This is a genomic window from Streptomyces spiroverticillatus (assembly GCA_014650415.1).
In the GTDB taxonomy this organism is placed as follows: domain Bacteria; phylum Actinomycetota; class Actinomycetes; order Streptomycetales; family Streptomycetaceae; genus Streptomyces; species Streptomyces spiroverticillatus.
The window spans coordinates 1-11,476 of the sequence record BMUX01000047.1 but is presented as its reverse complement, the minus strand read 5'-3'; the positions used below and the strand labels follow the sequence as shown (position 1 = coordinate 11,476).

10 protein-coding genes are annotated in these 11,476 nt (G+C 69.5%); 2 read left to right on the top strand and 8 right to left on the bottom strand.

Features of this window, described 5'->3' with window-relative positions; translation table 11 throughout:
* Positions 1-246: 246 nt before the first annotated feature.
* Positions 247-1,932, bottom strand: coding sequence for a ribonuclease J (locus IE269_RS42455; protein ID WP_189828726.1), 1,686 nt, complete (start codon positions 1,930-1,932; stop codon positions 247-249).
* A 150-nt stretch (positions 1,933-2,082) separates the two neighbouring features.
* Entirely contained in the window at positions 2,083-2,982 is a 900-nt protein-coding gene (dapA, locus tag IE269_RS42450) for a 4-hydroxy-tetrahydrodipicolinate synthase (protein WP_189828725.1), read from the bottom strand.
* 387 nt (positions 2,983-3,369) lie between these two features.
* On the opposite strand from dapA, the gene IE269_RS42445 reads away from it, so the two are divergent.
* Together IE269_RS42445 and IE269_RS42440 are read left to right on the top strand one after the other, a co-directional pair.
* Entirely contained in the window at positions 3,370-3,609 is a 240-nt protein-coding gene (locus IE269_RS42445; RefSeq protein WP_189828724.1) for a hypothetical protein, read from the top strand.
* A 94-nt stretch (positions 3,610-3,703) separates the two neighbouring features.
* Positions 3,704-4,255, top strand: a complete 552-nt coding sequence (locus IE269_RS42440; protein ID WP_189828723.1) for a hypothetical protein — start codon at positions 3,704-3,706, stop codon at positions 4,253-4,255.
* 64 nt (positions 4,256-4,319) lie between these two features.
* On the opposite strand, the gene IE269_RS42435 is transcribed toward IE269_RS42440, so the two are convergent.
* From IE269_RS42435 to eccD, 6 genes are all read right to left on the bottom strand, one after another.
* Positions 4,320-4,775 carry a hypothetical protein gene (locus tag IE269_RS42435; RefSeq protein WP_189828722.1) on the bottom strand — a complete coding sequence of 152 codons (456 nt, stop codon included), beginning with the start codon at positions 4,773-4,775 and terminating at the stop codon, positions 4,320-4,322.
* A 12-nt stretch (positions 4,776-4,787) separates the two neighbouring features.
* The gene (dapB, locus tag IE269_RS42430) at positions 4,788-5,540 is read right to left on the bottom strand and encodes a 4-hydroxy-tetrahydrodipicolinate reductase (RefSeq protein ID WP_189828721.1); all 753 of its coding nucleotides are present in this window, start codon (positions 5,538-5,540) and stop codon (positions 4,788-4,790) included.
* A 30-nt stretch (positions 5,541-5,570) separates the two neighbouring features.
* Positions 5,571-6,950, bottom strand: a complete 1,380-nt coding sequence (locus tag IE269_RS42425; protein ID WP_189828720.1) for a M16 family metallopeptidase — start codon at positions 6,948-6,950, stop codon at positions 5,571-5,573.
* Positions 6,951-6,952: 2 nt separating this feature from the next.
* Positions 6,953-9,163 (bottom strand): polyribonucleotide nucleotidyltransferase, encoded by a 2,211-nt coding sequence (locus tag IE269_RS42420; RefSeq protein WP_189828719.1) that lies wholly within the window; start codon positions 9,161-9,163, stop codon positions 6,953-6,955.
* Positions 9,164-9,534: 371 nt separating this feature from the next.
* Positions 9,535-9,825 (bottom strand): 30S ribosomal protein S15, encoded by a 291-nt coding sequence (rpsO, locus tag IE269_RS42415; RefSeq protein ID WP_185034549.1) that lies wholly within the window; start codon positions 9,823-9,825, stop codon positions 9,535-9,537.
* Between the two features lie 188 nt (positions 9,826-10,013).
* Positions 10,014-11,476, bottom strand: a 1,463-nt coding sequence (gene eccD / locus IE269_RS42410) for a type VII secretion integral membrane protein EccD (protein ID WP_474200945.1), incomplete at its 5' end; no start/stop codon positions are given.

The following is an 11,476-nucleotide window of genomic DNA, read 5'->3' as shown; positions in this document are numbered from 1 at the left end:
TATCAGACTGTTTCCAGTGCCGATTTCCTCGGTGCTTTCCAGGTTCTTCGCTTTCGCGTTTTCCCTTTCCGGCGGTTCCGACTTTATCAGAAGTTCTGAGTCGGAATTTCCAACCCCCTCCGGTTCGTGCAGACACGCGGACGTGCGCTGCTTCCCGGTGAGGTGGAGCCGTAAACGTACTGGAGCGGGGCGCCCCGATGCAAATCGAGGTGCCCCGCTCCAGGAGATGAGGTAGTGAGACCTCGGTCAGACCTCGACGACGACCGGGAGGATCATCGGGCGGCGGCGGTAGGTGTCGGACACCCACTTGCCCACCGAGCGACGGATGAGCTGCTGGATCTGGTGCGCTTCCATCACTCCGTCGGCCGCCGAGCGAGCGAGGGATTCCTCGATCTTCGGGGTGACGGCGTTGAAGGCGGAGTCGTCGATGCCGGAGCCCCGGGCGTGGAAGGTCGGGCCGCCGACGATCTTGCCGGTGGAGCTGTCGACCACGACGAAGACCGAGATGAAGCCCTCGTCACCGAGGATGCGGCGGTCCTTGAGGTGGGTCTCGGTGACGTCGCCGACCGAGAGGCCGTCGACGTACACGTAACCGGCCTGGACCTTGCCGACGATCTTGGCGCGGCCGTCGATCAGGTCGACGACGACACCGTCCTCGGCGATGACGATGTGGTCCTTGCGGACGCCGGTGAGGGCGCCCAGTTCGGCGTTGGCGCGCAGGTGGCGCCATTCGCCGTGGACCGGCATCAGGTTCTTGGGCTTGCAGATGTTGTAGAAGTACAGCAGCTCGCCGGCCGAGGCGTGGCCGGAGACGTGCACCTTGGCGTTGCCCTTGTGGACGACGTTGGCACCCCAGCGGGTCAGGCCGTTGATGACGCGGTAGACCGCGTTCTCGTTGCCCGGGATGAGGGACGAGGCCAGGATGACCGTGTCGCCGGGGACGATGCGGATCTGGTGGTCGCGGTTGGCCATCCGGGAGAGGGCGGCCATCGGCTCGCCCTGGGAGCCGGTGCAGACGAGCACGACTTCCTCGTCGGGGAGGTCGTCGAGGGTCTTGACGTCGACGACCAGGCCGGCGGGGACGCGCAGGTAGCCGAGGTCGCGGGCGATGCCCATGTTGCGGACCATCGAGCGGCCGACGAAGGCGACGCGGCGGCCGTACTCGTGGGCGGCGTCCAGGATCTGCTGGATGCGGTGCACGTGGCTGGCGAAGCTCGCGACGATGATGCGCTTGTTGGCGCTCGCGAAGACGTTGCGGAGCACGTTGGAGATGTCGCGCTCGGGCGGGACGAAGCCCGGGACCTCGGCGTTCGTGGAGTCCGAGAGGAGGAGGTCGATGCCCTCCTCGCTCAGGCGCGCGAACGCGTGGAGGTCGGTGAGGCGACCGTCCATCGGGAGCTGGTCCATCTTGAAGTCGCCGGTGGCGACGACCATGCCCGCGGGGGTGCGGATGGCGACGGCCAGCGCGTCCGGGATGGAGTGGTTGACCGCGACGAACTCGCAGTCGAAGGGGCCCAGGCCCTCGCGGTCGCCCTCGGCCACCTCGAGGGTGTACGGGCGGATGCGGTGCTCCTGGAGCTTGGCCTCGATCAGGGCGAGGGTCAGCTTGGAGCCGATGAGGGGGATGTCGGGCTTGAGGCGGAGGAGGTAGGGGACGCCTCCGATGTGGTCCTCGTGACCGTGGGTCAGGACGATGCCCTCGATGTCGTCGAGGCGGTCCTTGATCGAGGTGAAGTCGGGCAGGATCAGGTCGATGCCCGGCTGCTCCTCCTCGGGGAAGAGGACGCCGCAGTCGACGATCAGGAGGCGGCCGTCGAATTCGAAGACGGTCATGTTGCGGCCGATCTCACCGAGACCGCCCAGCGGGGTGACGCGCAGGCCGCCCTTGGCCAGCTTCGGGGGGGCGCCGAGTTCGGGGTGCGGATGACTCAAAAGACTCTCCTTACCATGCGCGTCACGGGCTCGTGGGGAGAGTGCGTGGCGCGCATGTCATGACGTGCTCGAAGGGCACGTGTGGGTACGTGGTGGGGGGCGTTAGCCCGGTGGTGCTCGGTCATGCGTATTCAGTTGTGAAGTCTGTGTTCAGAGCTGTACCCCGCCCGCGGCGAGATCGATCTTGAGCTGGTGGGTTTCGTCGGCGGAGAGCTCGACGAGGGGCAGTCGCAGCGGGCCGGCGGGCAGGCCCTGGAGGGCGAGTGCGGCCTTCGTGGTGATGACGCCCTGGGTGCGGAACATGCCGGTGAAGACCGGGAGCAGCTTCTGGTGGAGCTCGGTGGCCTTCTGCACGTCGCCGCCGAGGTGGGCGTCGAGGAGGGCGCGGAGCTCCGGGGTGACGACGTGGCCGACGACGGAGACGAAGCCGCAGGCGCCGACGGAGAGCAGCGGGAGGTTGAGCATGTCGTCGCCGGAGTACCAGGCGAGGCCGGAGCGGGCGATGGCCCAGCTGGCGCGGCCCAGGTCGCCCTTGGCGTCCTTGTTGGCGACGATCCGGGGGTGCTCGGCGAGGCGGACGATCGTCTCGGTGTTGATCGGTACGCCGCTGCGGCCGGGGATGTCGTACAGCATGACCGGGAGCTCGGTGGCGTCCGCGATGGCCGTGAAGTGGCGCAGCAGGCCCTCCTGCGGCGGCTTGTTGTAGTACGGCGTGACCGCGAGGAGGCCGTGGGCGCCGATCTGCTCGGCGGCGCGGGCCAGCTCAAGGCTGTGGTGGGTGTTGTTGGTGCCGACTCCGGCGACGACGTGGGCGCGGTCGCCGACCGCTTCCAGTACAGCCCGTACCAGGTCGTTTTTCTCCGCGTCGCTGGTGGTCGGGGACTCGCCGGTGGTGCCGTTGACGACGAGGCCGTCGTTGCCTGCGTCCACCAGATGGGCGGCGAGCCGCTGAGCGCCGTCGAGGTCGAGTGCGCCGTCCGCCGTGAAGGGCGTGACCATGGCGGTGAGGACCCGCCCGAAGGGGGTCTGCGGAGTGGAGATCGGAGCCATGGGTAACACGCTACTCGCTGCTCAGCGCGGGGTGTCCCCTCGGGGGGACAACGGGGAGGGGACGGATGCCCGGGAATCCCCGGGAAGAGGACACCGGCACTGCCTGCTCGGGGGTTCAAGCAGTGCCGGGTCCGTTTGATCAGCCTAGATGAACTTCTCGAAACGCCGCAATACGGACACCTCGTGCGGCCCATCCGTACATCTGTGCCCGCAGGTCGTCGCGGAGAGGGGCGTCCGTTCCGGGGCGCCGGGACATTCTTTGAGCAATTCGGGGAAATCGGGCACCAAGTGAGACGCTTGTACGTCTGTCTCTGTAGAGGTGCCTGTGGAAGGCATCACAAGGACATCGCAGACACATCCGGATTGATGATTTGAGGAGTGCCACCCATGTTTCGCCGGCGAGAAGCCGTCCCGTTCGCCTTCGTGGCAGAGGCCGACCGCTTCCGCAGTAACGTCGTCCCACCCACCCCCGAACGTCCCAGTGCGAGCCAGCTCCTCGGCCGCTCGCTGATCGGCCTGACCGTGGTCGCCGGGCTCGTCGGTTCACTGCTCTTCGGGCTTCCCGCGCTCGATCCGGGGAACGCGCCGGGCAAGGCCCAGCAGTCCGAGGCCTCCGAAGGGCGTTGATCCTTCCGGACCCCCTGAGGTGGCTCGGCGGGAGCCCTCTCGGTAGCCTCACCGGGCACAGCGAATCGAGCGTGCTTGTGAGTGAGGACCAGTCGTGCCCCTGCCTTTCCTGACGGCCGACCGCGCTTTTGAAGCAGGCGCGGACGACATTGCGCTGCCGTACGACGATCACGACCAGTGGCGGCGGCCGTACCGCCCCGGGCCCTACCGGGTCGGCGCGGCCGCGCTGTTGCTGTTGCTGGCGTCGTTCGTACTGCTGTCGGCGATGATCATCGCCTTCGCCGCCGAAGTGACCGGTGCGCTGATCGTGCTCGGCGTCGGGGCGGTCGTGATCGCCTGTGCGCTGCGCATCCTGCGGCTCGGGGTGTGGGTCAGCCGGGCCGGGCTGCGCCGGGTGGGGTTCTTCAGCACCGTCACGGTGCCGTGGAACCAGACCTCGAACGTACGGACCGTGCAGCAGCCGGTGCGGTGGCTCGGGCTGCCGCGCACGGTGCAGGGTCAGGCGCTGGTGATGGAGCGGCAGGGCGGTTCGCCGCTGCCGCCGCTGCTCACCGACCACAACGCGGACTTCCTGTCGCGGGTGGAGGCGTTCGACCGGGCCGCCGACACGATCGAGGCCTGGGGTGACGAGTACCGGCAGCAGTAAGCGGCACAAGAGCGCACAAGTAAGGGGCGACCTCCCGGAGGTCGCCCCTTACTCATGTGTGCGTTCAGGCCGTGGGCACCGGCTTGCCGTCGTGGAGGGCGATGGCGCGTTGCATGGCCTTGCGGGCGCGCGGGGTGTCCCGGGCGTCCTGGTAGGCGATGGCCAGGCGGAACCAGCAGCGCCAGTCGCCCGGGGAGTCCTCGGTCTCCGCGCGGCGCTTGGCGAACACCTCGTCGGCGGAGTCCCGGTCGATGCGGCCGGACGGGGTGCGCCGCAACTCGTCGACGGGCAGGGCCCCTTCGGAGTCCAGGAGCGCGGCCAGCTTGTTGGCCTTCCGTACGAACTGGGTGTTCTTCCAGAGGAACCAGACGCCGATGAGCGGGATGATCAGCGCGGCGAGGCCGAGGCCGATGCCGAGCGGGGTGCCCAGCTGCATTATGGCGACGGCACGGCCGCCGACCAGGACGAAGAAGACGACCAGGACGGCTGCCGTGAGGAAGTAGGTGATCTTTGCGCGCATGGCTGGGTGCCGTCAGTTCAGGTCGAGGAAGTGTTCCAGGCCGAAGGTGAGGCCGGGGGTGCTCACCACGCGGCGGGTGCCGAGCAGGATGCCCGGCATGAAGCTGCTGTGGTGGAGCGAGTCGTGGCGGATGGTGAGGGTCTCGCCCTCGCCGCCCAGGAGGACTTCCTGGTGGGCCAGGAGGCCGCGCAGGCGGACCGAGTGGACCGGGACGCCGTCGACGTCCGCGCCGCGGGCTCCGTCCAGGGCGGTCGAGGTGGCGTCCGGCATCGCGGGGCTGCCCGCCTCGGCGCGGGCGGCTGCGATCAGCTGGGCGGTGCGGGCGGCCGTGCCGGAGGGGGCGTCGGCCTTGTTGGGGTGGTGCAGCTCGATGACCTCGACCGACTCGAAGTGCGGCGCGGCGATCTGCGCGAACTTCATGGTCAGGACGGCCCCGATGGAGAAGTTCGGGGCGATCAGGACGCCGGTCGAGGGGGATGCGTCGAGCCAGGAGTTCAGCTGCGCGAGGCGGTCGTCGGTCCAGCCGGTGGTGCCGACGACGGCGTGCATTCCGTTGCGTACACAGAATTCGAGGTTGCCCATCACCGAGTCGGGGTGGGTCAGGTCGATGACGACCTGGGCGCCGGATTCCTTGAGGGTCTCCAGCGAGTCGTCCCGGTCGAGGGCGGCGACCAGGTCCAGGTCCTCGGCGGCCTCGACGGACCGGGCCGCTTCGGAGCCGATGCGGCCCTTGGCACCGAGGACCGCCACGCGCAGCTTGCTCATTGCTTCTTCCTTAAACGCCGTGAAGGGTGGTTACGCGACCGCTTCGTCGAGGCGGGCGGCCTGCTTGTCCTTGAGCGGACCGATCACCGAGAGGGACGGCCGCTGTCCCAGGATGTCGCGGGCGACTTCCCTGACCTCGTCCGGGGTGACCTCGGAGATGCGGGTGAGCATGTCGGTGACCGACATGTGCTCGCCCCAGGCGAGTTCGCTCTTGCCGATACGGTTCATGATCGCGCCGGTGTCCTCGAGTCCGAGGACCGTGGAGCCGGAGAGCTGGCCGACCGCGCGGCGGATCTCGTCGTCGGTGAGGCCGTCGGCCGCCACCTTGTCGAGTTCGTCGCGGCAGATCTTCAGCACGTCGTGGACCTGGCTCGGGCGGCAGCCCGCGTACACGCCGAAGAGGCCGCAGTCGGCGAAGCCCGAGGTGTACGAGTACACGCTGTAGGCCAGGCCGCGCTTCTCGCGGACCTCCTGGAAGAGGCGCGAGGACATGCCGCCGCCCAGCGCCGTGTTGAGGACGCCCAGCGCCCAGCGGCGCTCGTCGTTGCGGGCGAGGCCCGGCATGCCGAGGACGACGTGGGCCTGTTCGGTCTTGCGGTTCAGGAGCTCGACGCGGCCGGAGGTCCGGAGCGTACGGGCGCCTGCGCGCGGGGCGACCGGGGTGGCGTCGGGGCGGCCGAGGGCGCCGGCCTGCTCGAAGGCCTTGCGGACCTGGCGTACGACCTTGGCGTGGTCGACGTTGCCCGCGGCTGCGACCACCAGGTGGGTGGGGTCGTAGTGCTTCTTGTAGAAGCGGCGGATGCGGTCGGCCTGGAGCGCGTTGATGGTGTCGACGGTGCCCAGGACCGGGCGGCCGAGGGGGGTGTCGCCGAGCATGGTGTGCGCGAACAGGTCGTGCACGCAGTCGCCCGGGTCGTCCTCGGTCATCGCGATCTCTTCGAGGATGACTCCCCGCTCGGCGTCGACGTCCTCCTGGCGGATCAGCGAGCCGGTCAGCATGTCGCAGACCGTGTCGATGGCCAGGGGGAGGTCGGTGTCGAGGACGCGGGCGTAGTAGCAGGTGTACTCCTTCGCCGTGAAGGCGTTCATCTCGCCGCCGACCGCGTCGATGGCGGAGGAGATGTCGAGGGCGCTGCGCTTGCTGGTGCCCTTGAAGAGGAGGTGTTCGAGGTAGTGCGTCGCGCCGTTCAGGGACGGGGTCTCGTCGCGGGAGCCGACGTTGACCCAGATGCCGAAGGTGGCGGAGCGGACGGAGGGGAGGGTTTCGGTGACGATGCGCAGGCCGCCGGGGAGGGTGGTCCTGCGGACCGTACCGATGCCGTTCTCGCCCTTGAGAAGCGTTTGGGTACGGGCGACGGCCCGCCCCTCCGAGGAGGTGCGGGCCGTCGTCACGGAACTACGGGACGTCACTTTTAGGCGTCGTCCTTCTTCTCTTCGTTCTCTTCACCCTCGATGACCGGGATCAGGGAGAGCTTGCCGCGGGAGTCGATCTCGGCGATCTCGACCTGCACCTTGGTGCCGACCGCGAGCACGTCCTCGACGTTCTCCACGCGCTTGCCGCCGGCGAGCTTGCGGATCTGCGAGATGTGCAGCAGACCGTCCTTGCCCGGCATGAGCGACACGAACGCACCGAAGGTGGTGGTCTTGACGACCGTACCCAGGTAGCGCTCGCCGACCTCCGGCATGGTCGGGTTGGCGATGCCGTTGATCGTGGCGCGGGCGGCCTCGGCGGCCGGACCGTCGGCGGCACCGATGTAGATGGTGCCGTCGTCCTCGATCGTGATGTCGGCGCCGGTGTCCTCCTGGATCTGGTTGATCATCTTGCCCTTGGGGCCGATGACCTCACCGATCTTGTCCACCGGGATCTTGACGGTGATGATGCGCGGCGCGTTCGGGGACATCTCGTCCGGGACGTCGATGGCCTCGTTCATCACGTCGAGGATGTGCAGACGCGCGTCACGGGCCTGCTTCAGCGCGGCGGCCAGGACCGAGGCGGGGATGCCGTCGAGCTTGGTGTCGAGCTGGAGGGCGGTGACGAAGGTCTTCGTACCGGCGACCTTGAAGTCCATGTCGCCGAACGCGTCCTCGGCGCCGAGGATGTCGGTCAGCGCGACGTAGTGCGTCTTGCCGTCGATCTCCTCGGAGATGAGGCCCATGGCGATACCGGCGACGGGGGCCTTGAGCGGCACACCGGCGTTCAGCAGCGACATGGTGGAGGCGCAGACCGAGCCCATCGAGGTGGAGCCGTTGGAGCCCAGCGCCTCGGAGACCTGGCGGATCGCGTAGGGGAACTCCTCGCGCGTCGGCAGGACCGGCACGATCGCGCGCTCGGCGAGCGCGCCGTGGCCGATCTCGCGGCGCTTCGGGGAGCCGACGCGGCCCGTCTCGCCGACGGAGTACGGCGGGAAGTTGTAGTTGTGCATGTAGCGCTTGCGGGTCACCGGGGAGAGGGTGTCCAGCATCTGCTCCATGCGCAGCATGTTGAGGGTGGTGACGCCCAGGATCTGGGTCTCGCCACGCTCGAACAGGGCGGAGCCGTGCACGCGCGGGATGGCCTCGACCTCGGCGGCGAGGGTACGGATGTCCGTGATCCCGCGGCCGTCGATGCGGACCTTGTCCTTGATGATGCGCTCGCGGACCAGCTTCTTGGTCAGCGCGCGGTACGCACCCGAGATCTCCTTCTCGCGGCCCTCGAAGGCCGGGAGCAGCTTCTCGGCGGCGATGTCCTTGACGCGGTCCAGCTCGGCCTCGCGCTCCTGCTTGCCGGCGATGGTGAGCGCCTGGGCGAGCTCCGACTTGACGGCCTTGGTGAGGGCCTCCAGGACGTCGTCCTGGTAGTCGAGGAAGACCGGGAACTCGCCGGTGGGCTTGGCAGCCTTGGCGGCGAGGTCCGACTGGGCCTTGCAGAGGTTCTTGATGAACGGCTTCGCGGCCTCGAGACCGGCGGCGACGACCTCTTCGGTCGGGGCCTCGGCGCCGTCCTTGACGAGCTGGATGGTCTTCTCGGTGGCCTCGGCCTCGACCATCATGATCGCGACGTCGCCGTCCTCCAGGACGCGACCGGCGACGACCATGTCGAAGACGGCGTCCTCGAGCTCGGTGTGCGTCGGGAACGCGACCCACTGGCCCTTGATCAGGGCGACGCGGGTGGCGCCGATCGGGCCGGAGAAGGGCAGGCCCGCCAGGATCGTGGAGCAGGACGCGGCGTTGATGGCCACCACGTCGTACAGGTGGTCGGGGTTGAGCGCCATGATCGTCTCGACGATCTGGATCTCGTTGCGCAGGCCCTTCTTGAAGGAGGGGCGCAGCGGCCGGTCGATCAGGCGGCAGGTGAGGATCGCGTCCTCGGAGGGCCGGCCCTCACGGCGGAAGAAGCTGCCGGGGATCTTGCCGGCGGCGTACATGCGCTCTTCGACGTCCACCGTGAGGGGGAAGAAGTCGAGCTGGTCCTTGGGGCGCTTCGAGGCGGTCGTGGCCGACATCACCATGGTGTCGTCGTCCAGGTACGCGACGGCGGAGCCGGCGGCCTGCTTGGCCAGGCGGCCCGTCTCGAAGCGGATGGTGCGGGTGCCGAAGGTGCCGTTGTCGATGACGGCCTCGGCGTAGTGGGTCTCGTTCTCCACTAGCGTTTTCTCCTCGTCTTCGTCTCCTGCGCCCGTGTGGCGAGGGACGGTGGGCGAGAAGGGCGCGCTCCGTGGTGCGGGCCGGTCTTCGATCGAAGCACCCGGGGTCATGTTTCTCCGGGGGCCACTACCGAGGACCGGCGGGCTGGGCTGCGCCGCTTCTCGCTGCTTCTTTGTGTTTCGTTCGTCGTACGGTGCTGCGCTCGGCAGCGGTGCCGCATTCGCAGCGGTTGGTGCTGCGTTCGCAGCGGTTACTGCGGGGGTTCGCATACCAGCCTAAGTGGCGACCGGTATGTCGTGCACGTACAAGCTCTGTACGTACGGCAAAGGGAGCGGCCCCAGTAGGCGGGAACCGCTCCCTTCGTGGCGTCTTACTTGGCGCCGCCGGCCGCACCGCGGCGGATGCCGAGGCGGTCGACCAGCGCACGGAAGCGCTGGATGTCCTTCTTGGCGAGGTACTGGAGCAGGCGACGACGCTGGCCGACCAGGATCAGCAGACCCCGGCGGGAGTGGTGGTCGTGCTTGTGCGTCTTCAGGTGCTCGGTCAGGTCCGAGATACGACGGGAAAGCATGGCGACCTGGACCTCGGGGGAGCCCGTGTCGCCCTCCTTCTGGCCGAACTCGGACATGATCTGCTTCTTTACAGCGGCGTCGAGAGCCATGCGTACTCCTCGTGAGTGAAGTGACTGCCACCGAGTGCCCCTGGTCTTGGTCTCAGGGGAGCTTCCGTTACTCGGGAGGCGGGGATCCGCTGGGCGCAGCCCCCAGAGCTCCGGGGAGACTCCGACGGGCGCGTACACAAACGGCCGTAGGTCAGAGTACCAGGCGGTTTGTGCGGGCCTTGCCAGGTTTACCTGGGGCCCAGGCCCCGCAGGGTGCGGTACGCGTCGAAGACGGCCAGGCACAGGGGTACGAGGGTCAGCAGCACGCATCCCTCGGCCAGCTCCAGGAAGCGGCCCCAGAACGGGGTGACGCCCTTCTTGGGGACGACCAGCGCGACGGCGGTCAGGATCGCAGCGGCGGTGGCGGTGACCGCCGATACGACGATCGTACGCAGGTCCAGTGCGGCGGCACTGGTGTGCGGCGGGTTCAGGGCGAGGCCGAGCCCGAGCAGGAGCAGGGCGGCGAGGCCCGCGCCGAGGGTGCAGGCGGCCTGGGCGGTGTGGCGGAAGAGGTGGGCACGCAGGAGGAAGGCGACGCCGAGGGCCAGGGCGAGGAGCTGGGCGCTGAGTCCGCCGGAGAAGCCGAGGACGGCGGCGCAGGCCGTGGCGGTGAGGGCGCAGCCGCCGATGAGTGCGGTGAGGAGCTGGTGGGCACGGTGGGTGCGGCGGGCGAGGTCGGTGGGGGTGGTGGGGTCGGTGGGGCCTGTGTCGTCGGTTTCGGGGGTGGTGGCGGTACGGGGCGGGGCGAAGCCCACGGGGAGGTGCGCGAAGCGGGCGGCGAGGCCGGGGAGGCAGGCGAGGGCACCGACCAGGAGGGGGACGCCGAGGGCGGCGGTGCGGGCGGGGGTGAGGCCGGCGAGGGTGCCGGTGAAGGTGAGCAGCAGGCCGGTGGCGGCGGCGGTCGCGGTGGCGAGGAAGGGGGTGTCGGCGGGGCCGGCTCCTTCTCCTTGTGCGGGTCCTGCCGGGGTGCGGGTGGCCAGGGTCAGCAGTACGGAGGCGAGGAGGACGGCGGCGCAGGCCAGGAGGGTCTGGAGGCGGCCGGAGTCTCCGCCGAGGGCGGTGGCGGCGAGTGCGGCGTGCGCGAGGGCGGGGAGGCCGAGGGCGAGGGCGGCGGCCTGGTCCTCGTACACCCGGGTGCGTACGGCGGCGAGGGCGAGGAGGAGGACGGCGGTGACCGTGGCGAGGACGGTGGGCAGGCTGCGGCCGGGGTCGGCCCTCCAGAGGGCGAAGGCGAGGAGGGTGAGGAGCGAGGAGGCGGCGAACAGGCCTGCCGTGCGGGTGAGTTGATCGCTCCAGAGGGTGCGGTCGCGGGCGACGGCGGAGGCGACCTCGTCGCAGACGTCGTCGAAGACGGGTGGGGCGAGGGACTCGGCGAAGGGGCGCAGGGCGAGGATCTCGCCGTCGAGGACGCGTTGGGCGGCGAGGGTGCGGGAGGGGTCGAGGGCGGTGCCGTCACGGCGGAGGAGGCGGTGGCCGACGGGGGCGAAGGGGGTGGGGCGGAGGCCGGAGAGGCGGAGGAGCTCGGGGAGGAGGTCGGCGAGGGGGAGGTCGGCGGGGAGGGCGAGGTCGATGCGGGTGTCGGGGGTGGTGAGGGTGAGGCGGCGGAGGGGGGTTGGGGGGTGGGGGTGGCCGGGCGCGGGCGGGGCGGGTT

Coding starts and splice junctions, on each gene's coding strand:
- dapA (WP_189828725.1), bottom strand. CDS start 2,982: ATGGCTCCGATCTCCACTCCGCAGACCCCCTTCGGGCGGGTCCTCACC.
- IE269_RS42435 (WP_189828722.1), bottom strand. CDS start 4,775: ATGCGCGCAAAGATCACCTACTTCCTCACGGCAGCCGTCCTGGTCGTC.
- IE269_RS42445 (WP_189828724.1), top strand. CDS start 3,370: ATGTTTCGCCGGCGAGAAGCCGTCCCGTTCGCCTTCGTGGCAGAGGCC.
- dapB (WP_189828721.1), bottom strand. CDS start 5,540: ATGAGCAAGCTGCGCGTGGCGGTCCTCGGTGCCAAGGGCCGCATCGGC.
- rpsO (WP_185034549.1), bottom strand. CDS start 9,825: ATGGCTCTCGACGCCGCTGTAAAGAAGCAGATCATGTCCGAGTTCGGC.